This window comes from Roseomonas sp. AR75, assembly GCF_005222815.1.
Lineage (GTDB): Bacteria > Pseudomonadota > Alphaproteobacteria > Acetobacterales > Acetobacteraceae > Falsiroseomonas.
Genome location: NZ_STGB01000001.1, coordinates 1,269,927 through 1,292,075, shown reverse-complemented (window position 1 = coordinate 1,292,075; position 22,149 = coordinate 1,269,927). Strand labels below are relative to the sequence as shown.

Annotated in this window: 22 protein-coding genes; 16 read left to right on the top strand and 6 right to left on the bottom strand. The window is 70.5% G+C overall.

All coding sequences use genetic code 11. The features are described 5' to 3' along the window. Positions 1-4: 4 nt before the first annotated feature. The 6 genes from E4T13_RS06070 to urtA form a co-directional block, all read right to left on the bottom strand. Complete coding sequence (locus E4T13_RS06070; protein WP_170984831.1) at positions 5-1,606, bottom strand: ABC transporter substrate-binding protein; 1,602 nt, start codon at positions 1,604-1,606, stop codon at positions 5-7. Between the two features lie 114 nt (positions 1,607-1,720). After that, the gene (urtE, locus tag E4T13_RS06065; RefSeq protein WP_137177299.1) at positions 1,721-2,416 is read right to left on the bottom strand and encodes an urea ABC transporter ATP-binding subunit UrtE; all 696 of its coding nucleotides are present in this window, start codon (positions 2,414-2,416) and stop codon (positions 1,721-1,723) included. 4 nt (positions 2,417-2,420) lie between these two features. Further along, a complete protein-coding gene (gene urtD, locus E4T13_RS06060; protein WP_170984830.1) occupies positions 2,421-3,158 on the bottom strand; it encodes an urea ABC transporter ATP-binding protein UrtD in 738 nt (245 codons plus the stop codon). Next, positions 3,155-4,261, bottom strand: coding sequence for an urea ABC transporter permease subunit UrtC (urtC, locus tag E4T13_RS06055; protein WP_170984829.1), 1,107 nt, complete (start codon positions 4,259-4,261; stop codon positions 3,155-3,157). Before urtC ends, urtD begins: the two co-directional genes overlap by 4 nt. After that, positions 4,258-5,829, bottom strand: a complete 1,572-nt coding sequence (gene urtB / locus E4T13_RS06050; protein WP_137177298.1) for an urea ABC transporter permease subunit UrtB — start codon at positions 5,827-5,829, stop codon at positions 4,258-4,260. Before urtB ends, urtC begins: the two co-directional genes overlap by 4 nt. A gap of 39 nt (positions 5,830-5,868) precedes the next feature. Next, positions 5,869-7,113, bottom strand: a complete 1,245-nt coding sequence (gene urtA, locus E4T13_RS06045; RefSeq protein ID WP_137177297.1) for an urea ABC transporter substrate-binding protein — start codon at positions 7,111-7,113, stop codon at positions 5,869-5,871. 296 nt (positions 7,114-7,409) lie between these two features. Here urtA and E4T13_RS06040 point away from each other — a divergent pair, with 296 nt between their 5' ends. The 16 genes from E4T13_RS06040 to E4T13_RS05965 all read left to right on the top strand — a co-directional run bounded on the left by E4T13_RS06040 (position 7,410) and on the right by E4T13_RS05965 (position 22,148). Next, the gene (locus tag E4T13_RS06040; RefSeq protein ID WP_170984828.1) at positions 7,410-8,222 is read left to right on the top strand and encodes an urease accessory protein UreD; all 813 of its coding nucleotides are present in this window, start codon (positions 7,410-7,412) and stop codon (positions 8,220-8,222) included. Positions 8,223-8,265: 43 nt separating this feature from the next. Continuing rightward, positions 8,266-8,568, top strand: a complete 303-nt coding sequence (locus E4T13_RS06035) for an urease subunit gamma (protein WP_137177295.1) — start codon at positions 8,266-8,268, stop codon at positions 8,566-8,568. Beyond that, the gene (locus tag E4T13_RS06030; protein WP_137177294.1) at positions 8,565-8,870 is read left to right on the top strand and encodes an urease subunit beta; all 306 of its coding nucleotides are present in this window, start codon (positions 8,565-8,567) and stop codon (positions 8,868-8,870) included. The genes E4T13_RS06035 and E4T13_RS06030 overlap by 4 nt, the downstream gene beginning before the upstream one ends. Then, positions 8,870-10,582, top strand: coding sequence for an urease subunit alpha (ureC, locus tag E4T13_RS06025; protein WP_137177293.1), 1,713 nt, complete (start codon positions 8,870-8,872; stop codon positions 10,580-10,582). The genes E4T13_RS06030 and ureC overlap by 1 nt, the downstream gene beginning before the upstream one ends. Positions 10,583-10,590: 8 nt before the next feature. Next, entirely contained in the window at positions 10,591-11,151 is a 561-nt protein-coding gene (locus E4T13_RS06020; RefSeq protein ID WP_137177292.1) for an urease accessory protein UreE, read from the top strand. Further along, on the top strand, positions 11,123-11,827 hold the full coding sequence (locus E4T13_RS06015; protein ID WP_137177291.1) for an urease accessory protein UreF: 705 nt from the start codon (positions 11,123-11,125) through the stop codon (positions 11,825-11,827). The genes E4T13_RS06020 and E4T13_RS06015 overlap by 29 nt, the downstream gene beginning before the upstream one ends. A gap of 77 nt (positions 11,828-11,904) precedes the next feature. Further along, a complete protein-coding gene (gene ureG, locus E4T13_RS06010) occupies positions 11,905-12,507 on the top strand; it encodes an urease accessory protein UreG (RefSeq protein WP_240790999.1) in 603 nt (200 codons plus the stop codon). After that, a complete protein-coding gene (locus tag E4T13_RS06005; RefSeq protein ID WP_137177289.1) occupies positions 12,507-13,073 on the top strand; it encodes a HupE/UreJ family protein in 567 nt (188 codons plus the stop codon). The genes ureG and E4T13_RS06005 overlap by 1 nt, the downstream gene beginning before the upstream one ends. A 136-nt stretch (positions 13,074-13,209) precedes the next feature. Beyond that, positions 13,210-14,769, top strand: a complete 1,560-nt coding sequence (locus tag E4T13_RS06000; protein ID WP_137177288.1) for an ABC transporter substrate-binding protein — start codon at positions 13,210-13,212, stop codon at positions 14,767-14,769. Then, a complete protein-coding gene (locus tag E4T13_RS05995) occupies positions 14,766-15,773 on the top strand; it encodes an ABC transporter permease (protein WP_137177287.1) in 1,008 nt (335 codons plus the stop codon). The genes E4T13_RS06000 and E4T13_RS05995 overlap by 4 nt, the downstream gene beginning before the upstream one ends. Then, entirely contained in the window at positions 15,770-16,666 is an 897-nt protein-coding gene (locus E4T13_RS30400) for an ABC transporter permease (protein ID WP_137177286.1), read from the top strand. The genes E4T13_RS05995 and E4T13_RS30400 overlap by 4 nt, the downstream gene beginning before the upstream one ends. Then, complete coding sequence (locus tag E4T13_RS05985) at positions 16,663-17,631, top strand: ABC transporter ATP-binding protein (RefSeq protein ID WP_240790998.1); 969 nt, start codon at positions 16,663-16,665, stop codon at positions 17,629-17,631. The genes E4T13_RS30400 and E4T13_RS05985 overlap by 4 nt, the downstream gene beginning before the upstream one ends. A gap of 5 nt (positions 17,632-17,636) precedes the next feature. Beyond that, the gene (locus tag E4T13_RS05980; protein WP_137177723.1) at positions 17,637-18,617 is read left to right on the top strand and encodes an ABC transporter ATP-binding protein; all 981 of its coding nucleotides are present in this window, start codon (positions 17,637-17,639) and stop codon (positions 18,615-18,617) included. Continuing rightward, positions 18,614-19,657, top strand: a complete 1,044-nt coding sequence (locus E4T13_RS05975; protein WP_137177284.1) for a C45 family peptidase — start codon at positions 18,614-18,616, stop codon at positions 19,655-19,657. Before E4T13_RS05980 ends, E4T13_RS05975 begins: the two co-directional genes overlap by 4 nt. Before the next feature lie 29 nt (positions 19,658-19,686). Continuing rightward, the gene (locus E4T13_RS05970; RefSeq protein WP_137177283.1) at positions 19,687-20,682 is read left to right on the top strand and encodes a sigma-54-dependent Fis family transcriptional regulator; all 996 of its coding nucleotides are present in this window, start codon (positions 19,687-19,689) and stop codon (positions 20,680-20,682) included. 77 nt (positions 20,683-20,759) lie between these two features. Then, positions 20,760-22,148: an acyclic terpene utilization AtuA family protein gene (locus E4T13_RS05965; RefSeq protein ID WP_137177282.1), complete on the top strand. Its 1,389-nt coding sequence runs from the start codon at positions 20,760-20,762 to the stop codon at positions 22,146-22,148. Position 22,149: the final 1 nt, after the last annotated feature.

The window sequence follows — 22,149 nt, the reverse complement described above, 5'->3', positions numbered from 1 at the left end:
GCGCTCAGCGCGCCGCCTTCTGCACGTTCCAGGCGATGATGATGCCTGGCATCGCCAGCACGCCCGAGACGCGCGGGCCATGCGCCGCTGGCAGGTACCACTGGCCGTAGGGCACATAGGGCACCAGGCGGTAGGCGCTGGTCTGCAGCTCCTCCAGGATGCGCTGCCGCTCCTGCGCGTTCGCGGCGTAGGGGAAGGCGTCGATCAGCGCCTGATGCGCCGGATCGCAGGGCCAGCCCGGCCAGGCCCGCTCGCAGCTCGCCTGCATCGGGACGTTGCCGACCGGATCGCTCGCGCCGAGCCCGTTCCAGAAGGTGAGCCCGATATGCCAGCCGCCCTCGCTAGGCGGACGGCGATTCGCTCGGCGGCCGGCCATGGAGGCGAAATCCATCGCCTGCACATCGGTGCGGAAGCCCACCTGCTGCATCTGCTGCGCCAGCACCAGCGTCGCGGCATGGACGAAGGGATTGTCGGTCGGGTCCATGATGACGATGGGCGATCCGTCATAACCGCTTTCGCGCAGCAACTGCCGCGCGCGTTCCTTTGCGGCCGGCGAGCCGAGGCCGGGCGGCACGCCGGCATTGGTCTCCTGCGGGGATCCGCAGACGAAAAATACGTGGCAGACCTGATACAGCGACGGGTCCGGGAACATCGCCTGCAGGATCTCCTCCTGGTTCACCAGGAGCATCAGCGCCTCACGCGCGCGGGGATCGTTGAAGGGCGGATGGATGTGGTTCATCCGGATCATGCCGGGCGCACCCAGCGTGTTGATGCGCACCAGCCGCATGCCGCGCCGCTGGAGCATCGGCAGGAAATCCACGCCCGGGCTCTCGATGAAGTCGAGCTCGCCCTGGATCAGCGCCAGAACCGCGGTCTGCGCATTGGCGATGTTGAGCCACTCCACGCGGTCCACATGCACCACCTTGCCGCCCGCCGTGCCGGAGGCCGGCTCGCTGCGCGGCACGTAGTTCGGGTTGCGGCGATAGACCACGCGACTGCCCGGCACCCATTCCTCGCGCACGAAGATGAAGGGTCCGCTGCCGATCGTCTCGGTGATGGCGGTGAAGGGATCCGTCGCGGCGACGCGGGCCGGCATGATCGCAGGCATATTGCCCGCAGGCTTGGACAGCGCGTCCAGCATCAGGCTGTAGGGACGCCGAAGCGTCCACACCACCGTCTTGCCGTCCGGCTCGGCGGCCAGGCTGACGGTGATCCCCATGATCTGGCGGCCATGCGGATCGCGCGCGCCCCAGCGGCGCAGCGAGGCGACGACATCCGCCGCCGCCACGGGGGCGCCGTCGTGGAAGGCAAGGCCGTCGCGCAGCGTGAAGCGCCAGACGAGGCCGTCCGGCGACACGCTGTGGCTAGCCACCATCTGCGGCTGCGGCCGCTGCTGCGCGTCGCGCCCGAAGAGCTGGTCGTAGATCATGTGCGCGTGGCTCTGCACCACGCCGGCGGTCGTGTTGATGGGATCGAGCGTCTGCAGGTCGGCGTTCGGCACCATCCGCAGCACGCGATCGGGCGAGGTGGATTGCGCGAAGGCGGGCAAGGCTGCGCCCGCAAGTGCAAGGCCGAGAGCCGCCGCGCGGGCAAGCCGAGGAATCATGCGTCTTCTCCCGTCTCGCGCATGCCGCAAGGTCGGCATGGCTCGATACGGTTCGTTGTGTAGCAATCGCTCCAGATCGGAACAAGGGCGAAGCCTTGCCCCTGACCGCTGCCTTCAGACGGTCAGAAGACGCCGGACCGCCGGTTCGTCGAGGTCTTCGGTCGGCCCGGCCATCGCGACCTCGCCGCGCACCATGACCACGATCCGGTCGGCGAGTTCGCGCGCGAAGTCGTAGTACTGCTCGACGAGGACGACCGCCATGCCGCGGTCGCGGGACAGGTGGCGGATCACGCGGGCGATGTCCTTGATGACGGAAGGCTGGATGCCTTCGGTCGGCTCGTCCAGGATCAGCAGCCGCGGCCGGGCGCAGAGGGCACGCCCGATCGCAAGCTGCTGCTGCTGCCCACCGGAGAGGTCGCCGCCGCGCCGGCGCAGGAACTGACGGAGGATGGGGAAGAGGTCGAAGATCTCCCCGGGCACGCTCTTCTCGCCGCGCGGCGCCGCGGCCAGCGCGGTTTCCAGGTTCTCCTGCACGGTCAGGAAGGGAAAGATCTCGCGCCCCTGCGGCACATAGCCGATGCCGGCGCGCGCACGTTCCGACGGCGGCATCTGCGTCACGTCCCGGCCTTCCCAGGTGATGGTGCCGGAACGTACGCGCTCCAGCCCCATGATGGCCCGCAGCAGCGAGGATTTGCCCACGCCGTTGCGCCCCAGCACGGCCGTCACCTCGCCGGGCTGCGCCGCCATGGAGACGCCGCGCAGGCACCGGCTGGCGCCGTAGAACAGGTCGATATTGGCGACGTCCAGCATGCCCTCAGCGGCCCAGATACACTTCGATGACCTTCTCGTCGTTCTGCACGTGGTCGATGGAGCCTTCGGACAGCAGCGTGCCCTCCGCCAGCACCGTCACGCGGCAGTTCAGCGCGCGGACGAATTCCAGGTCATGCTCCACCACCACCACGCTGCGCTTGCCCGCGATGCCCGCCAGCAGCCTTGCGGTGTGCTCCGTCTCGGCATCCGTCATGCCGGCCACCGGCTCATCCACCAGCAGCAGGTCGGGGTCCTGCATCAGCAGCATCCCGATCTCCAGCCATTGCCGCTGCCCGTGGGAGAGGATGGCGGCGGCATCCTGCGCGCGCTCGCTGAGCCCGATCTCCTGCATCACGCCTTCGATGCGGGCCATCGCCGCGCCGGTCAGCGCCCAGCGCAGGCAGGCGATCGGCCCGCGCGGCGCCTTCAGCGCAAGCTCCAGATTCTCGAACACCGTCAGCGCGTCGAACACCGTCGGCTTCTGGAACTTGCGGCCGATGCCGAGATTGGCGATCGAGGCCTCGTCCATGCGCGTCAGGTCCGCCTCGCCGAAGGTGACGATGCCCGCGGTGGGACGGGTCTTGCCGGTGATCACGTCCATCATGGTGGTCTTGCCGGCGCCGTTCGGCCCGATCACGGCGCGCAACTCGCCCGGCTCGACGATCAGCGCCAGGTTGTTCAGCGCGCGGAAGCCGTCGAACACCACCGAGACGCCATCCAGATAGAGCCGCCGGCCCTTCACTTCCGCTCTCCCTGGGCGCGCCCCTGCAGGAGTCCGACCAGTCCGCGCGGCAGGAACAGCGTCACCAGAACGAACAGCCCGCCCAGCACGAACAGCCAGAGATCCGGCGCCGCGCTGGTCAGCCAGGTCTTCAGCCCGTTCACGCTGAAGGCGCCGAGCACCGCGCCGACCAGCGTGCCGCGCCCGCCGACCGCCACCCAGACGACCGCCTCGATCGAGTTGCCCGGGCTGAACTCGCCGGGATTGATGATGCCGACCTGCGGCACATAGAGCGCGCCCGCCAGCCCCGCCATCATGGCGGAGAGCACGAAGGCGAACAGCTTGTGGTGCGTGACGTCGTAGCCAAGGAAGCGCACGCGGCTCTCGGCGTCGCGGATGGCGGTCAGCACGCGGCCGTATTTCGTGCCGGTGATCCAGCGGCACAGCAGGTAGCAGCCGACCAGCGACACCAGCGAGGCATAGAACAGCGAGGATCGCGCCGCCGGGGTGTTCAGCGGCATCCCCAGCAGCTCCTTGAAGTCGGTGAAGCCGTTGTTGCCACCGAAGCCCATGTCGTTGCGGAAAAAGGCCAGCATCAGCGCATAGGTCATCGCCTGCGTGATGATGGAGAGGTAGACGCCGGTGATGCGGCTGCGGAAGCACAGCCAGCCCAGCGCGAAGGCCAGCGCGCCGGGCACCAGCAGCACCATCAGCATCGCGAAGGCGAAGTGGTCGAAGCCGAGCCAGTACCAGGGGAGTTCCTGGTATCCCAGGAACACCATGAAGTCGGGCAGCACCGGGTGTCCGTACACGCCGCGCGGCCCGATCAGCCGCATCAGGTGCATCCCCATCGCGTAGCCGCCCAGCGCGAAGAAGGCGCCATGCCCCAGCGAGAGGATGCCGGCATACCCCCAGGCGAGATCCAGCGAGAGCGCCAGGATCGCGTAGCAGATCCACTTGCCCGTCACCGAGACCAGGAAGTCCGAGACATGCAGCGCATGATCCTGCGGCAGCTGGTTCAGCACCGGCATCGCCGCCAGCAGCAGGATGGCGCCGATCAGGACGGCGCGCAGCCCGATGCGCAGGCGGGAGGCAGGGGCGCCGGGCAGGGCGGTGACGCTCATGCTTCCGCCGCCCGTCCCTTCTGCGGGAACAGGCCGCGCGGGCGGCGCTGGATGAAGACCATCACGGCCACCAGCACGAAGACCTTGGCAAGCACGGCGCCGGCCCAGGGCTCCAGGATCTTGTTGATGACGCCGAGGCCGAAGGCCGCGATCAGCGTGCCCGCCAGGCTGCCGACGCCGCCGAACACCACCACCAGGAAGCTGTCGATGATGTAGCCGGTGCCGAGGTTCGGCGAGACGTTGTCGATCTGGCTGAGCGCCACGCCGGCGATGCCGGCGATGCCAGAGCCGAACGCGAAGGTCAACGCATCGACGCGCCCCGTTCGGATGCCCATGGAGGAGGCGATGGCGCGCCGCTGCGTCACGGCGCGCATCTCCAGCCCGAATCGCGTGAAGCGGATCGCGGCGACCACGAGACCCAGCACCACCAGGCTGAAGGCCAGGATCCAAAGTCGGTTCTGCGTCACGGCGATGTCGCCCGGCAGCATCAGCGTGCCCTGCATCCAGGCGGGGCTGATCACCTCCCTGTTCTGCGCGCCGAACACCAGCCGCACCGCCTGCTGGATCATCATGCCGACGCCGAAGGTCAGCAGCAGCGTCTCCAGCGGTCGGCCATAGAGGTGCCGGATCAGTCCGCGCTCCATCGCCGCGCCGATCAGCGCGGTCACCAGGAAGGCCGCGGGCACCGCGAGCGGCAGCGCCCAGGGCGCCAGCCAGGGAATGCCGCGCGTCAGCTCCTGCACGACCACGGTGGTGTAGGCGCCGAGCATGACGAACTCGCCATGCGCCATGTTGATCACGCCCATGACGCCGAAGGTCACCGCGAGGCCGAGCGCCGCCAGCAGCAGCACGGAGCCGAGCGAGAGGCCCTGGAACAGCGTCTCGGCGGCTTGGCGCACGGCCAGGCTCCGGTCGATGGCGGCCACCGCGGCCTCGATCTCCGGCAGCAGGGCGGCATTGGCCGCACGCGCTTCGAGCAGCATGGACCGTGCCTCGGCCGAGCCGGAGGCGCCGAGCGCGGCAATGCCGGCACGCTTCGCCTCCGCGTCGTCGGAGGCGAGGCGGGAACCCGCGAGCGCCAGCTCGATCCGCTCCCGGATGCGCGGCAGCGTCTCGCGTGCCAGCGCGGCTTCCAGCAGCGCCACGTTCTCGGCGCTGCGCATGCGGAAGATGCCCTCGGCGGCCGCCAGGCGCTCTGCCGGGTCCGGCGAGACGATCTGCAGGCGGCCGAGCGCGCCGCGCAGGGCGACGCGGACGCGGTTGTTGATGCCGATGCGCCCGGGCTCCGCCGGCGGCGCCGCCACGCGCGCGCCGGTCGCGGCATCGGTCAGCGCGTCGCCCTCGCGGACCAGCAGCGTGCCGTCCGGCCCGCGCAGCAGGCGGCCGTCAGCCAGGGCGCGCAGGACCGGCAGGGCGCGCGGATCGCCGAGCGCGCCAAGCCGCTCCACCGCCTCGGCCTGCGCCGTGAAATTTCCGGCAAGCCCCGGCAGGGCCGCCACGAAGCCGTCCTGCGCCCGAGCGGGCTGCGCCAGCGCGACGAGCAGGAGGAGAAGGAGGATGCGTGCCATGGGCAAATGCGGGCGGGGCCGGGGCCCCGCCCGCGTCGCTCAGCCGCGGCGACGGTTGGCGTTCTCGGGAATGAACTGCGACCAGTTCTCCGCCGGCACTACCGTCGGCGTCTTCCACACCACGTTGAACTGCCCGTTCGCCTCGATCTCGCCGATCATCACCGGCTTCGACAGGTGGTGGTTGGGCAGCATCTCCTCGGTGTAGCCGCAGGGCGCATCGAACTTCTGGCCGATCATCGCCGTCCGCACCGCATCCACCGCGGTGGTGCGCGCCTGGGTGACCGCCTGCGCCCACATGTTGAAGCCGGTGTAGGTGGCCTCCATCGGGTCGTTGGTCACGCGCCGCGGGTTCTTGATGTAGGCCTGCCAGAGGTTCTTGAAGACGGTGTTGGCCGGGCTCTCCACGCTCATGAAGTAGTTCCAGGCTGCCAGGTGGCCGACCAGCGGGCGGGTGTCGATGCCGGCCAGCTCCTCCTCGCCCACGCTGAAGGCCACGCAGGGGATGTCGGTGGCGGTGATGCCCTGGTTGCCGAGCTCGCGGTAGAAGGGGACGTTCGCGTCGCCGTTGATGGTGGACACGATCGCGGTCTTCTTGCCCTCGCTGGCGAAGCGCTTCACGCGCGCCACGATGCCCTGCCAGTCGCTGTGCCCGAACGGGGTGTATTCCTCCATGATGTCGGCGTTGCCGATGCCCTTGGAGTTCAGGAAGCCGCGCAGGATGCGGTTGGTGGTCCGCGGATAGACATAGTCGGTGCCGAGCAGGGCGATGCGGGTCGCGCCGCCGCCATCCGCCGACATCAGGTATTCCACCGCCGGGATCGCCTGCTGGTTCGGCGCGGCGCCGGTGTAGAAGATGTTCTTGCTCTCCTCCTCGCCCTCGTACTGGACGGGGTAGAACAGCATGCCGTTCAGCTCCTCGAACACCGGCAGCACGGATTTGCGCGACACCGAGGTCCAGCAGCCATAGGTCACATCCACCCGGTGCACCTGCAGCAGTTCGCGCGCCTTCTCGGCGAACAGCGGCCAGTTTGAGGCGGGGTCCACCACCACCGCCTCCAGGCGCCGGCCGAGCAGGCCGCCCTTGCTGTTCTGGTGCTCCACCATCATCAGCACGGTGTCGCGCAGCGCGGTCTCGCTGATCGCCATCGTGCCGGACAGCGAATGCAGCACGCCCACCTTGATCGGCGCAGACTGCGCCATGGACGGCCTGATGCCCGGTGCCGCGATCGCGCCGGCCAGGCCGGCCAGCGCCGCGCGCCGCGTCATCCTGACGGATTGGTTCATGTCGGTCTCGCCTCCTCTGGGGCACGCCGCGCAGGGCGCGCGGGACTCCGCGCAAGCCTCTGCGCCATGAGAACGACAGCGAAATGCATGCCACAGCCGCAGACAGGCCTTCGGGCGCCCAACCCGGCTGCCGCGCCCCGCATCTGCCTGCTTCGCGTGCGTCCGCTGCCCGATTCTGCCGCCGGCCTGCCGGTTTCGCGGGCAGGCGGAGCATCCTCGCGCCGCGTCGCCTTCCGCTGCGGCAGTTTCCACGCCGCGCGCGGCGTGCGATCCATGCCGCGATGCCTCGGGACGCGATGCCGACGCCAACCCATCAGCGTGCCCATGGGCGCGCCGTGCTGCATGTGAACCACGCGCCCGGCGGCGCGCGCATCGCCGACCTGTTCCAGGCGGCGCCGCTGCGCTGGCTGTTCCCCGACGCGGAATCGGACGAGCCGAGATCCGGCGCGCTGGTGAACGTCGCGGGCGGCCTTGCCGGTGGCGACAGCCTCGACATCGCGCTCGGGCTGGGGCCCCGCGCCGCCTTCACCGCCACCACACCGGCGGCCGAGAAGGTCTATCGCAGCCTCGGCGCTGCCACCCTCATCCGCAGCCGGGTGACGCTCGCGCCGGGCGCCATCGGCGAATGGCTGCCGCAGGAGACCATCCTGTTTGACGCCGCACGGCTCGACCGGCGGCTTTCGCTGCACGTTGAAGACGGCAGCCGTCTGCTTGCGGCGGAGATGGTGGCGTTCGGACGTGTGGCGCATGGCGAGCGGTTCAGCCGGGGCGCTCTGCTCGACTCGTGGCGCGTCCGAAGCGCCGGCCGGCTGATCTGGGCCGATGCGCTGCGGTTGGACGATCCCGTCGCGGCGGCCGGCCGGTTCGGCCTGGCCGGCGCCACGGCCGCGGCCACCTTGCTGCTCGCCGCGCCCGATGCCGACACCCATCGCACCCTCGCCCGCGATCTCTCCGCCGGCGCCGCCAGCATGGTGGCGCCGGGGCTGCTGGTTGCGCGCTGGCTCGGGGAGGCCAGCGCGGTGCGGACTTCGCTCGGGGAAGCGATCTGCCGGTTGCGCCAGGCGGCGCTGGGTCATCCGGCGCGGCTGCCGAGGCTCTGGCGCACATGATGCCTCCTGCGCCATTGTCGGACGGAACGATCGAGGGCACGCGATGAACCTGACTCCGCGGGAGAAGGACAAGCTGCTGGTCGCGATGGCCGCCATGGTCGCGCGCCGCCGGCTGGAGCGCGGCGTGAAGCTCAACCATCCGGAGGCGATCGCCCTGATCACCGACTTCGTGGTGGAGGGCGCGCGGGATGGCCGCAGCGTCGCCGAGCTGATGCGGGACGGTGCGAAGGTGATCACCCGTGCGCAGGTCATGGAGGGCGTGGCCGAGATGATCCACGAGATCCAGGTGGAGGCGACCTTCCCCGACGGCACGAAGCTCGTCACCGTGCATGAGCCGATCCGATGATCCCGGGCGAGCTGTTCCCCGCCGATGGGGAGATCGAGCTGAATGCCGGCCGGCCGGTGACGGAGCTTGAGGTCGCCAACACTGGCGACCGCCCGGTGCAGGTCGGCAGTCATTACCATTTCGCGGAGACCAACCCGGCGCTCGACTTCGACCGCGCGCAGGCGCGGGGCAAGCGGCTGGACATCGCCGCCGGCACGGCGGTGCGCTTCGAGCCGGGGCAGACGCGAAGGGTGCGGCTGGTGCCCTATGCGGGCGCGCGCATCGTGCACGGCTTCCGCGGCGAGACGGAGGGGAAGGTCTGATGCCCGCGCGCATATCCCGCCGCGCCTATGCCGGCATGTATGGCCCGACCACGGGCGACCGGCTGCGCCTGGCAGACACCGACCTCGTCATCGAGGTGGAGCGCGACCTCACCACCTATGGCGAGGAGGTGAAGTTCGGCGGCGGCAAGGTGATCCGCGACGGCATGGGCCAGAGCCAGGTCACGCGCGCCGGCGGCGCGATGGACACGGTGATCACGAATGCGCTCATCGTGGACCACACCGGCATCTACAAGGCCGATGTCGGGCTGAAGGACGGGCGCATCGCGGCGATCGGCAAGGCCGGCAATCCGGACACGCAGCCCGGCGTGACCATCATCATCGGCCCGGGCACGGAGATCATCGCCGGCGAGGGCCGCATCCTGACCGCCGGCGGTATCGACCCGCACATCCATTTCATCTGCCCGCAGCAGATCGAGGAGGCGCTGGCCTCCGGCATCACCACCATGTTCGGCGGCGGCACCGGCCCCGCGCATGGCACGCTCGCCACCACCTGCACGCCCGGACCCTGGCACATCGCCCGCATGCTGCAGGCTGCCGAGGCGTTCCCCATGAATCTGGGCTTCCTGGGCAAGGGGAACGCGGCGCTGCCGGATGCGCTCGAGGAACAGATCCGCGCCGGCGCCTGCGGGCTGAAGCTGCACGAGGACTGGGGCACGACGCCGAAGGCGATCGACACCTGCCTCGACGTCGCGGACCGCTTCGACATCCAGGTGGCGATCCACACGGACACGCTGAACGAGAGCGGCTTCGTGGACAGCACCATCGCCGCCGTCGCCGGCCGCACCATCCAGGCGTTCCACACCGAAGGCGCCGGCGGCGGCCATGCGCCGGACATCCTGCGCGTCGTCGGCGAGCCGAACTTCCTTCCCTCCTCCACCAATCCGACCATGCCCTACACCGTGAACACGGTGGACGAGCATCTCGACATGCTGATGGTGTGCCATCACCTCGACCCGCGCATCCCGGAGGACATCGCCTTCGCGGAATCGCGCATCCGGCGCGAGACGATCGCGGCCGAGGACATCCTGCACGACATCGGCGCGATCAGCATGATGTCCTCCGACAGCCAGGCGATGGGCCGCGTGGGCGAGGTGATCATCCGCACCTGGCAGACCGCGCACAAGATGAAGGTGCAGCGTGGGCGCCTGCCGGAGGAGACGGGCGACAACGACAATCTGCGCGTGCGGCGCTACATCGCGAAATACACCATCAATCCCGCGCTGGCGCAGGGCATCGCGCTGCATGTCGGCAGCCTGGAGGTCGGCAAGCTGGCGGACCTGGTGCTGTGGTCACCCGCCTTCTTCGGCGCCAAGCCCGACTACGTGATCAAGTGCGGCAGCATCGCCATGGTGCCGATGGGCGATCCCAACGCCTCCATCCCCACGCCGCAGCCGGTGCATTACCGCCCGATGTTCGGCGCCTTCGGCCGCGCAGGGCTGCTCTCCTCCGTCACCTTCGTCAGCCAGGCGGCGCATGAGGCCGGCATCGCGGAGCAGCTCGGCCTGACGCGCCCGCTGCTGCCGGTCGGCGGCACGCGCGGCGGGCTCGGCAAGAAGGACATGGTGCTGAACAGCGCCCTGCCGCGGATCGAGGTCGATGCCGAGACCTATGAGGTGCGCGCGGACGGCGAACTGCTGGTCTGCGAGCCGGCGAAGGTGCTGCCTCTGGCGCAGCGCTACTTCCTGTTCTGAGGAGCATCATGGAGGAAAGCATCCCGCGCGCCACGGCCGTCGCTGCCGCTGGCGCCTGGCCCGAGGCGGAGACGCGCGACACCGTGATGGTGGATTTCGACGACCGCTTCCGCCGCCGCAAGCTCTACACCGGGGAAGGGGGCCTCGCCTTCCTGCTCGACCTGCCGGAGGCGCAGGTGCTGCGTGACGGCGACGGGCTTGCGCTCGCCTCCGGCGGCTTCGTGCGCGTGAAGGCGGCGCCGGAGCCGCTGGTGGAGGTGACGGCGCAGGATCCGCAGCATCTGCTGCGCCTGGCCTGGCATCTCGGCAACCGCCACCTGCCGGCGGAGATCGCGTCGACGCGCATCCTGATCCGGCACGACCACGTCATCCTGCGCATGCTGGAAGGGCTGGGTGCCACGGTGCGCAGCGTGGACGCGCCCTTCAATCCCGAAGGCGGCGCGTATGGCGAGCACAACCGCGCGCCCGGCCATCCGCACGGGCATCACCACCACGATCATCCCCACGACCATCACCACACGCACGATCATCACCACCACGATGGCTGCGACCACGACCATCACCACTGACGCCGCGCTCGCGCGGCTGATGGCGTGGCTGTCGCCGGCATATCCGGTCGGCGCCTTCTCCTACAGCCATGGACTCGAGGCCGCGGTGGAGGACGGCGCGGTAGCGCGGCGCGAGGACCTCGTCGCCTATGTCGAGGCCGCGATACGGCACGGCGCCGGCGCGGTGGATGCCGGCCTGCTGGCGCTGGCGTGGCGCGCCGCCGCGGCCGGCGACGTGGCGGCGCTGGACGACATCGTCGATCTCGGCGCGGCTTGGCGCGGCACGGCGGAACTCGCGCTGGAGGCGATGCAGCCCGGCGCCGCCTTCGCCACGGTCACGGCGAAGGCATGGCCGGAGGCGCGCTTCTCCGCCTTCGCCACGCGCCATGCAGGGCGCCTGACGCATGCCGTGGCCTTCGGCGCTGCGTCAGCATGGCACGACATGCCGCTGCGCGAGGCCTGCTTCGGCTGGCTGAACGCCTTCGCCGCGAACATCGTCTCGGCCGGCGTCCGCCTGGTGCCGCTCGGCCAGACCGACGGGCAGATCGCGACGGCCGCGCTGCTGCCGGCCATCGCGGCGGCCACCGAAACGGCGCTGTCCGTCGAGGACGCGGATACGCTCGGCAGCGCGGCCATTGCCATCGACCTTTTCTCCATGCGTCACGAGACGCAGTATACGAGGCTGTTCAGATCATGAGCGTGTTATCCGATCCTCGGATTCAGCCCTCCGCGCACAGTGTGCGCTCCGGCCATCCGACGAATGGACCCTTCCGGGTGGGCGTCGGCGGTCCCGTCGGCTCCGGCAAGACCGCGCTGGTGGACCGGCTGTGCAAGTTCATGCGCGACGGCAACGAGGTCGCGGCCATCACCAACGACATCTACACCAAGGAAGACGCCGAATTCCTCACGCGCTCCGGCGCGCTGGCGCCCGATCGCATCATGGGTGTCGAGACCGGCGGCTGTCCGCACACGGCGATCCGCGAGGATGCGTCCATCAACCTCGCCGCCGTCGCGGAGATGTCGCAGCGCTTCCCGCAGTTGGAGATCCTGTTCATCGAGAGCGGCGGTGACAACCTGGCCGCCACCTTCAGCCCTGAGCTCGCCGACCTGACGATCTACGTCATCGACGTCAGCGCCGGCGACAAGATCCCGCGCAAGGGCGGGCCGGGCATCACGCGCTCGGACCTGCTGGTCATCAACAAGACGGATCTGGCGCCGCTGGTCGGTGCCGATCTCGGCGTCATGGACCGCGACGCGCGCAGGATGCGCGGGCAGCGGCCCTTCATGTTCACGAACCTCAAGGAGAACCAGGGCGTGGCGGAGATCGCTTCCTTCATCCTCAAATCGGGCGGGCTCGTCGCCCGCAAGGCGGCGTGATGCGCGCGGCATGTCTTGTCGTCGCGGCGCTGCTGCTGCCGCTGCCGGCGTTGGCGCATGCCGGCGCGGACGGCGCGCATGGCCTCGTCGCGGGCCTGCTGCATCCCCTGGGCGGGCTTGATCATGTGGTCGCCATGGTGGCCGTCGGCCTCTGGGCCGGCGTGCTGGGCGGGCGCGCGCTGATCCTGCTGCCGGTGGCCTTCCTGGGCGGCATGGCGCTGGGCGGCGTGCTGGGCATGGAAGGCGTCGCGGTGCCGCTCGTGGAGCACGGCATCCTCGCCTCCATGATCGTGCTCGGCGGTCTCGTGACGATCGCCGCCCGCGTGCCGGTGGGCGTCGCCATGGCGGCGGCGGCCGGCTTCGGCCTGCTGCACGGCCACGCGCATGGCACGGAAATGGTCGGCGGTGCCTTTGGCTATGCCATCGGCTTCCTGCTGGCCACGGCTGCGCTGCACGGCATCGGCCTGGCTCTGGCGCGCGGCAGCGAAAGCGTGGGCGCGGGGATGGTGACGCGCCTGGCCGGTGCCGCCGGTGCGCTGGCGGGGATCGCCCTGATCCTGGGCTGATCGATGCGCGACCTTCGCGCCATGGCGTGAAGGCCGCGCATCATCCTGCCGGCCAGGTGGCTTTGCGCCTTTTCCGTCCGCGGCACGGCGCTTGCTGTGCCACTGTTCGGCTTCACGAACGGGACGGCTCGACGCAATGAAAACCACACGCCGCACGGCCCTTCTCGGCGCGCTCGCCGCGCCCTCTCTCGCTCTTTCGCCGCGCCGCGGCGCCGCGCAGGGCGCGGCGCGCGAGGTGCGCGTGGGTTTCACGCAGGATGCGCTGACCCTCGATCCCGCGAACCACCGCAACCGCGAGACCGAGACGATCATCCGCAACATGCATGATGGCCTGCTGACGCGCGATGCGCAGATGCGCATCCAGCCGGAGATTGCCGAGGCCATCACCGCGGTCGATCCGAAGACCTATGACGTCCGCATCCGCCAGGGCATCCGCTTTCATTCCGGCGAACCGCTGACCGCCGAGGACATCGCCTTCAACATCCAGCGCCTGGTCAAGCCGAACGCCATGGGCGGGCAGACCAGCCCGCGCAAGAGCCTCCTCGGCCCGGTGGAGGATGCGAGCGTGCGGGATGCGCGGACCGTGCGCCTGCACATGGCAGAGCCCTGGGCGTTGCTGCGTGCGATGCTGCCCTTCCAGGAGATGGTGAATCCCCGCCAGGTGCAGCGCGTCGGCCAGGAAGGCATGCAGACCCGCCCCGATGGCTGCGGCCCGTACAAGCTGGTGGATTGGCGCCGCGGCGAGGCGATCATCATGGAGCGCTTCGCCGACTACTACGGCGGCTCGCCGGAGATCCCGCCGGCCGGCCCGGCGCAGGTGGACCGCGTGATCTTCCGCGTCCTGCCCGAGAACTCCTCCCGCGTCGCCGCGCTGCTGGCGGGCGAGGTGGACATCATCAACGACCTGCCGCCTTCCGCGATGCGCCAGGTGGAAGCCGCGCGCAACGCGCAGGTGATGAAGGTCAACGGCACGCGCACCTTCTTCGTCTCGCTGAACCTGGCGAAGAAGCCGTTCGACGACGTGCGCGTGCGCCGCGCACTGAACCATGCGCTCGACAAGAACGTCATCATCTCCCGCGTGCTGGCCAACACCGCGACGCCCCTGCGCGGCGTGATGAGCCCGGATGCCTTCGGCTTCAACCCGGACCTGCCCGAATACGCCTTCAACCTCGACCGGGCGAAGGCGCTGCTCGCGGAGGCGGGCGTGGCGCAGGGCACGGAGATGGTCATCGACACCACCGGCGCCACGCGCGAGATCGCGGAGGCCATCGCCGCGCTGCTCTCCCGCACCGGGCTTCGCGTGCGCGCGCAGGTGTGGGAAGGCGCCGTGCTGAGCCCGATGTGGCAGAACGCCGAGCGTCGCAAGGAGCGGGACATGTATCTGACGTCCTGGGGCAATGGCGCGCTCGATCCCTCCGACATCATGGTGCCGACGCTGAAGACCGGCGGGCGCGGCAACTCCGCCGGCTTCTCGAACGCCGAGGTGGACCGCCTGCTGGATGCGGCGGAGACCGAGGTGGACCAGGAGAAGCGTCGCGCGGGCTACCTGCGCGCCCAGCAGATCGTCAGCGAGCAGGCGCCCTGGATCTTCCTGTGGCTGCCGCAGGACATCTATGGCGTCTCCCGCCGCATCGCCGGCTGGCAGCCCCAGGCCGACAGCCGCATCAACCTGCACCGGGTGCGGATCGCGGGGTGAGTCTTTCGCGGGTTCTCGAAAGGCTCGTCCAGCTTCCCATCGTCCTGCTCGGCGTCAGCGTCATCGTCTTCGGGATGATGGCGCTGACGCCGGGCGACCCTGTCGAGATCATGCTCGCCGACCAGCGGGCCACCGAGGAACAGGCGGCGTCGCTGCGCCGCGACCTCGGGCTCGACCGCCCCGTGATCGAACGCTTCGCCATATTCCTCGGCAATGCGGCGACGGGCGATTTCGGCCTGTCCTTCTTCCATCGCCGCCCGGTCTTCGAGGTGATCGCGGAGCGTCTTCCGGCGACCATCGAGTTGACACTCGTCGCGCTGCTGGTCGCGGTCGTTGTCGCCGTGCCGCTCGGCGTCGCCGCAGCGGTTAAGCGGGATTCCTGGCTGGACCGGGCGCTGTCGGCCATTTCGCTGTTCGGTGTCTCGTTGCCGGGCTTCTGGTTCGGCATCCTGCTGATCCTGTTGTTCGCCGTGCATCTCGGCTGGTTTCCGGTCGGCGGGCGCATTCCTTTCGGCGCCGAGGTGCCGCGTCTCACGGGCTTCCTGCTGATCGATACGCTCGCGGCCGGCCGGCCCGATGCCTTCCTGCGGGCCCTCTCGCATCTCGCGCTGCCGGCCATTACGCTCGGCCTGCCCACCGCGGCGCTGCTGGCGCGCGTCATCCGCAGCGCGATGGCGGAGGTTCTGGCCACCGACTACGTGCTGTTCGCCGAGGCCAAGGGCCTGTCGCGCCGCCGCGTGCTGTTCCTGCATGCGCTGAAGAACGCGCTGATCCCCGCGGTGACGGTGCTGGCCATCGAGACAGGATCTCTGCTCGGCGGCAACATGATCGTGGAGACGGTGTTCGGCTGGCCCGGCCTCGGACGGCTCGTGGTGGAGAGCATCTTCGCCCGAAACTACCCGCTGGTTCAGGCCGCCGTGCTGCTCTACGCCGTCACCTATGTGCTGCTGAATTTCTGCGCCGACCTGCTCTATGCCGCGCTCAATCCGAAGGTGCGGCTGTGAGCGCCACCACGGCCGAACCGCCGCCGCTCTCACCCACCGCCTTGGCGCTGCGGCGGCTCGCCGGCAATCGCACGGCGGTGGCGGCGAGCGTGGTGGTCCTGGCCTTCGTCCTCCTGGCCATCCTGGCGCCGTGGATCGCACCGCATGACCCGTCCGATGCCGACCTGTTCCGCCGCCTCTGCGCGCCGGCCTGGGCGGCGGAGAACACCGAGCCCGGCTATTGGCTTGGCTGCGATGCGCTGGGCCGCGACATCCTCTCGCGCCTGATCTTCGGCGCGCGCGTCTCGCTCTCCGTCGCGGCGCTGGTCGTCTGCATCGCCGCGGTGATCGGCACGCTGGCCGGCCTCGCCGCGGGCTATCTGCGCGGCTGGACCGACACCATCGTCTCCCGCCTCGTGGATACGCTGCTCGGCTTCCCCTATCTCGTCTTCGCCATCGGGCTGATGGCGATGATGGGGCCGGGCCTGCACAACATCGTGCTCGCCCTGGTGCTGAAGGAATGGGTGTTCACCTGCCGGGTGGTGCGCGGCGAGACGCTGGCGGCCCGCGAGCAGGACTATGTGGAGGCCGCGCGCGCGCTGGGCTGCACGCCGCGCCACATCATGCTGCGGGAGATCCTGCCCAACGTCCTCTCGCCGGTGCTGGTCGTCGCCACCTTCCGCATGGCCTATGTGATCATCATGGAGGCCTCGCTCTCCTTCCTCGGCCTCGGCGTGCAGCCGCCGACGCCGAGCTGGGGCTCGATGGTGGCGGATGGGCGGGACTTCCTGGTGGATGCCTGGTGGGTCTCGACCCTGCCGGGCCTCTGCATCCTGGCGCTCGTTCTCTCCATCAACCTCGCCAGCCAGGGCATGCGCGACGCCTTCGACCCGCGTCTGCATCAGTCCTCGTGAGCGAGCCTCTGCTCCGCGTGCGCGACCTGCGCACGGTCTTCCCGACGCGCCGCGGCCCGCTCGCGGCCGCGGACGGCGTGGATTTCGACATCGCGGAGGGCGAGGCGCTCGGCGTCGTCGGCGAGAGCGGTTCCGGGAAGTCCGTCACCTTCCTGTCGGTCCTCGGCCTGGTCCGGCCGCCCGGCAAGGTGGAACGGGGGGAGATCCTGTTCGAGGGGCGCGACCTGCGCCACCTCTCGCCGCAGGAATTGCGCGCGCTGCGCGGCCGCATGGTCGCGCTGGCGATGCAGGATGCGCTCTCCGCGCTCAATCCGGCGCTCACCATCGGCACCCAGATCACCGAGACGCTGTGCGCCCACGCGATCCCCGGCGATCCCCGTGACGAGGCGGTGCGGCTGCTCACCCGCGTCGGCATCCCCGATGCGGCGCGGCGCCTCGGCGACTATCCGCACCAGTTCTCCGGCGGCATGCGCCAGCGCGCGATGATCGCCATCTCGCTCTCCGCGCGCCCGCGCCTGCTGGTGGCGGATGAGCCGACCACGGCGCTGGACGTCACCATCCGCGCGCAGGTGCTGGACCTGCTGGACGAGCTCCGCGCCGAGCAGGGCCTTGCCGTCGCGATGATCACGCATGACCTCGCCGTCGTCGCCGAACGCTGCCCGCGGGTGATGGTGATGTATGCCGGCCAGGTGGTGGAGACCGGGCCCACCGCCGCGGTCATCGCCCGCCCGCGCCATCCCTACACGCGCGGCCTGATGGACAGCCTGCCGCGGCTGGAGGACCCGGACCGTCCGCTGCATGCCATTCCCGGCCAGGTGCCGGACCTGGCGACGGTGGATGAAGGCTGCCGCTTCCGGAACCGCTGCGCGCTTGCGGTCGCCGCCTGCGCGCAGCCGGTCGCGCTGATGCCGGCGGGGGATGCACGCCTTTCGCGCTGCATCCGCGCCGCGGAGGTCTCGCCGTGACCCCGATGCTGGAAGCCGTCGGCGTCACCAAGCACTATGTGCTCGGCCATGGGCTCGGGGACCGCCTGCTGCGCCTGCCGCCGCGCATCGTGCGCGCGGTGGAAGCGGTGGACCTCTCGGTCGGCCGGGCGGAGACCGTGGGGCTGATCGGCGAGAGCGGCTGCGGCAAATCGACGCTTGGCCGCCTGCTGCTGCGCCTGCACGAGCCCACCGCCGGCGCCATCCGCTTCGACGGGCAGGAGATCGCCGGGCTGGACGATGCCGCGATGCGCCCGCTGCGCCGGCGGATGCAGATCATCTTCCAGGATCCCTATGCCTCGCTGAACCCGCGCCGCACGGTGCGGGAGATCGTCGGCCTGCCGCTGGTCCTGCATGAGGGGCTGCGCGGCGCGGCGCTGGAGGAGCGCGTCGCGGCGATGCTCGATCGCGTCGGCCTGGCGCGCGCGCATCTCGACCGCTATCCGCATCAGTTCTCCGGCGGCCAGCGCCAGCGCATCGGCATCGCGCGGGCGCTGATCCTGCGGCCGGACTTCGTGGTGTGCGACGAGCCCGTCTCGGCGCTGGATGTCTCGGTGCAGGCCCAGGTGCTCTCGCTGCTCCGCGAGCTGCGGGACGAGATGGGCCTTGCCCTGCTCTTCATCTCGCATGACCTCGCGGTGGTCGCGCATCTCGCCTCCCGCATCGCCGTGATGTACCTCGGACGCGTGGTGGAGGAGGGGCCGCGCGACGCGCTGATCCGCCGCCCCGCGCATCCCTACACCCGTGCGTTGCTGTCGGCTGTGCCGCGCCTCGACGCGCCGGAGACACGCCGGCCCGCGCCATTGGGCGATCTGCCGTCGCCGCTGGCGCCGCCGCCGGGCTGTCCGTTCCATCCGCGCTGCCCGGAATCCGGACCGCGCTGCCGGAGCGAGATTCCGCGCCGGGTCGCGATGGCCGATGCGGGGCATGTGGTCGCGTGCCATGCGCGTGACGGAGGCGTTGTATGAGCAAGCCGGTCCTGCTGCGCGGCGATGCGCGCGCCCGCGGCCTCGGCCAGGCGCAGGCCTGCCCGGAGATGGCGGAGGCGGTGCGCACCTCGATCCGCACCCGCCTGGCCGCCACGCCGCGCGACGCCGCCTTCCTCGCTGCGCAGCGCGGCGCCACGCTGGCCCTCGCCCCCGAAGCCTGGGAGGAATGCGCCGGCATCGCGGCGGGCTTCGGCCTGGAGGCCGCGGAGGTCTTCGACTTCCTGCATCTCGGCTGCCTCGCCGATCTCGCGCGGCTGCGCGAGGACCCGGATGGCTGCACGGCCTTCGCGCGCGACGGCGTGGTGGCGAAGAACCGCGACTTCCGGCCTGAGCATGTCGCGCTGCAACGCATCTTCCTGCTGCAGGACCCGGCCTGGCGCGGCCGCCGCATCCTGTGCGTGGGCTCGCTCGGCGCGCCCGGCGCCTGGTCCTCCGGCATGAACAGCGACGGCTTCGCGCTGGCGGACACCCAGATCGCCACCGCCGATCACGGTCCGGGCATGCTGCGCTACTTCCTGATGAACCGCCTGCTCGCCACCTGCGCCACGGTGGCCGAAGCGGTGGCCGCGATCCGCGCCATGCCGCATGCCGGCGGCGGCAGCCTGGTGATGGCCGATGCCTCCGGGGCCGGCGCCGCGGTGGAGCTTCGGCATGGCCGCGTGGATATCGAGCAGGGGGCGTGCGTCTCGCGCACCAACCACTACACGGCCGCGCCGGAGCGCCTGGACGCGGTCGCCCATTCCGCGGGAAGGCTGGAGACGCTGCGCGCCGCCCTGGCGGAAGGCGCGCGCGATCCGCACAAGCTCTCCTCCGCGCGCGATCCGCGCGACCTGCTCGCGCTCCACGCCCCGACCGCCATCTGCCGCCACGCGCCCGATCCCTCGCCGACGCTGGCGGGCGCCGTCTGGGACACGCTGCACGGCACCGCACGGATCGCGCTCGGGCCGCCCTGCAGCACCCCCTGGCGGGTGTTCGAACCTGCCGCCGGTGGATGGCGCGAAACGCACGCTTTGGCGTAGACTTCGCGCCGGTGACGGCCGGAGGCGCCATGTCGCAGGGCGACATGCTGGGGGAACACGAGAGCATCCGCGCGGTGCGCGCGCTGGTGGCGCGCATCGCCGCCAGCCCCGTGCACCAGGTGCTGATCTATGGCGAGACCGGCACCGGCAAGGGCCTGGTGGCGCGGATGATCCATCGGCTCTCGAAGCGGGCCGGCCGCGCCTTCGTGGACGTGAACTGCGCCGCAATCCCGGCGAGCCTGATGGAAAGCGAGCTCTTCGGCCATGAGCGCGGCGCCTTCACCGGCGCCGCCAATGCCAAGCCCGGCCTGATCGAGGCCGCCGATGGCGGCACGCTGTTCCTCGACGAGATCCGGGAGATGGACCCGCAACTCCAGGCCAAGCTGCTCACCCTGCTGGACACCCAGCGTTTCCGTCGCGTCGGTGCGGTGAAGTCCATCGCCGTGGATGTCCGCTTCGTTGCCGCCACCAACAAGATCCTGCTGTCGGAGGTCACCGCCGGCCGCTTCCGCGACGATCTCTACTGGCGGCTGCAGGTGGTGCCGGTGAACATCCCGCCGCTGCGCGCCCGGGGCGACGACGTGCTGCTGCTGGCCGAGGCCTTCGTGGCTCATCACGGGGCGCGCTGCGGCCGCGTGATCCGCGGTCTGGAACCGGCCGTGCGCGACGCCTTCCGCCGCTATTCCTGGCCCGGCAATGTCCGTGAATTGGAGAACCTGATCGAGCGCATCGCGATCCTGGAGGCGGAGGACCTCGTGCTCATGCGCCACCTGCCGGACAGGCTGGTGCGGGAGGTGGAGGGGCGCGCCCCCCCGCCGATCGCCGGGATGGGCGGGCAGGGGGCGGCCCATCTGCCGCTGCATCTCGGCTTCCACGCCGGCACGGAGGCCTTCCAGCGCAGCCTGATCGAGGCGGCGCTGAAGGAAGCCGGCGGCCGCCACGGCCGTGCCGCCCAGCGCCTGCGCATGTCGCGGCACGCCTTGCGCCATCAGATGCTGAAGCTCGGGATGGCCGTGCCGAACTGAGCTGTGGCAGGCCGGCGCAGGATGGCCGCTGCTGGCACGCCGCGTGCAACGCCGTGCCCATTCCACGGACGCACGGCATGCCCGACATCACCATTCTCTGCCCCACCGGCCATCTCGGCTTCACGCCGCTCGAACCGGACTCGTTCCGCGCCGGCTGCGAGCTGAAGCCGGACTTCATCATCGCCGACAGCGGGTCCTGCGACATCGGTCCCTATCCGCTCGGCGCCGACGGCCAGGCGAGCCCCGCCGCCTGGCAGCGCCATGACCTCGAGATCATGCTGACCGAGGCGCGGCGGCTCGGCGTGCCGATGATCGTCGGCTCCGCCAGCGACACCGGCACCGATCGCGGCGTGCGGCAGTTCGCCGACATCATCCGCGACGTCGCCGCCGAGAAGGGTCTCGCGCCGTTCCGCATGGCCACGATCTTCTCCGAGCTCACGCGCGACCAGCTTCTCTCGCGCATGCAGGCCGGCAGTACGATCCAGGGGCTCGACGGACGCCCCGACGCCGACGCCGCGCTGATCGGTCGCACCGACCGCATCGTCGCCGTGATGGGTGGGGAGCCGATCGCCGCCGCGCTCGCCGCCGGCGCCGATGTGGTGATCGCCGGCCGCGCTTCCGACTGCGCGCTGTTCGCGGCGCCGCTGCTGAATGCGGGCATGTCGCCGGCCACGGCCTACTACGCCGGCAAGCTGATGGAATGCGCCTCCTTCTGCTGCGAGCCCTTCATGGGCAAGGAGAGCATCTTCGGCCGCATCACGGAGGGCGACATCCGCGTCACCGCGATGCATCCCGGCCAGCGCTGCACGCCGGCCTCGCTCGCCAGCCACGCGATGTACGAACGCCGCGACCCGTTCCGCGAATACGTCGCCTCCGGCTACGTGGACATGACCAACGTCCACTACGAACAGTGGGACGAGAAGACCGCGCGCGCCACCGGCGCGACCTTTGTGCCGAGCGCACAGCCCATGGTGAAGCTGGAAGGCGCGGGCAAGGTGGGCGAGCGGCGGCTCGCCATCGTCGGCATTCGCGATCCCTACACGATCGAGAACATCGACAAGGCGATGGACTGGGCGCGCGCGCGCCTGGCCGAGCGCTTCGGTGCGCCGGAGACGGCGGGCTGGACCGTGCACTACCACGTCTATGGCCGCGACGGCGTGATGGGCAGCCTGGAGCCGAGCCCGCCGCTGCGGCCGCACGAACTCGGCATCGTGGTGGAGACGGTCTGCCAGGATGCGAAGCGCGCCGAGGAGATCTGCGCGCTGGCCTCGCGCAACCTGTTCTATGCGCGCCTGAAGGAGGTGAAGGGCACTGCCGGCGCCGCGGCGCTGATGTCCGACGAGATCCTGGTCGGCAAGCCTGGTTACGAATGGACGCTGAACCACGTGATGCCCGTGCGCGACGCGAGCGAGCTGTTCCGCACGGAGTTCAGCACGGTCGGCGGTGCGGCGCGGAAGGCGGCCTGAC

Bases quoted from the DNA above. Each gene is read 5' to 3' on its own strand.
- E4T13_RS06070 (WP_170984831.1), bottom strand. From the start codon at position 1,606: ATGATTCCTCGGCTTGCCCGCGCGGCGGCTCTCGGCCTTGCACTTGCG.
- urtE (WP_137177299.1), bottom strand. From the start codon at position 2,416: ATGCTGGACGTCGCCAATATCGACCTGTTCTACGGCGCCAGCCGGTGC.
- urtC (WP_170984829.1), bottom strand. From the start codon at position 4,261: ATGAGCGTCACCGCCCTGCCCGGCGCCCCTGCCTCCCGCCTGCGCATC.
- urtB (WP_137177298.1), bottom strand. From the start codon at position 5,829: ATGGCACGCATCCTCCTTCTCCTCCTGCTCGTCGCGCTGGCGCAGCCC.
- urtA (WP_137177297.1), bottom strand. From the start codon at position 7,113: ATGAACCAATCCGTCAGGATGACGCGGCGCGCGGCGCTGGCCGGCCTG.
- E4T13_RS06040 (WP_170984828.1), top strand. From the start codon at position 7,410: ATGCCGACGCCAACCCATCAGCGTGCCCATGGGCGCGCCGTGCTGCAT.
- E4T13_RS06035 (WP_137177295.1), top strand. From the start codon at position 8,266: ATGAACCTGACTCCGCGGGAGAAGGACAAGCTGCTGGTCGCGATGGCC.
- E4T13_RS06030 (WP_137177294.1), top strand. From the start codon at position 8,565: ATGATCCCGGGCGAGCTGTTCCCCGCCGATGGGGAGATCGAGCTGAAT.
- ureC (WP_137177293.1), top strand. From the start codon at position 8,870: ATGCCCGCGCGCATATCCCGCCGCGCCTATGCCGGCATGTATGGCCCG.
- E4T13_RS06020 (WP_137177292.1), top strand. From the start codon at position 10,591: ATGGAGGAAAGCATCCCGCGCGCCACGGCCGTCGCTGCCGCTGGCGCC.
- E4T13_RS06015 (WP_137177291.1), top strand. From the start codon at position 11,123: ATGGCTGCGACCACGACCATCACCACTGACGCCGCGCTCGCGCGGCTG.
- E4T13_RS06005 (WP_137177289.1), top strand. From the start codon at position 12,507: ATGCGCGCGGCATGTCTTGTCGTCGCGGCGCTGCTGCTGCCGCTGCCG.
- E4T13_RS06000 (WP_137177288.1), top strand. From the start codon at position 13,210: ATGAAAACCACACGCCGCACGGCCCTTCTCGGCGCGCTCGCCGCGCCC.
- E4T13_RS05980 (WP_137177723.1), top strand. From the start codon at position 17,637: ATGCTGGAAGCCGTCGGCGTCACCAAGCACTATGTGCTCGGCCATGGG.
- E4T13_RS05975 (WP_137177284.1), top strand. From the start codon at position 18,614: ATGAGCAAGCCGGTCCTGCTGCGCGGCGATGCGCGCGCCCGCGGCCTC.
- E4T13_RS05970 (WP_137177283.1), top strand. From the start codon at position 19,687: ATGTCGCAGGGCGACATGCTGGGGGAACACGAGAGCATCCGCGCGGTG.
- E4T13_RS05965 (WP_137177282.1), top strand. From the start codon at position 20,760: ATGCCCGACATCACCATTCTCTGCCCCACCGGCCATCTCGGCTTCACG.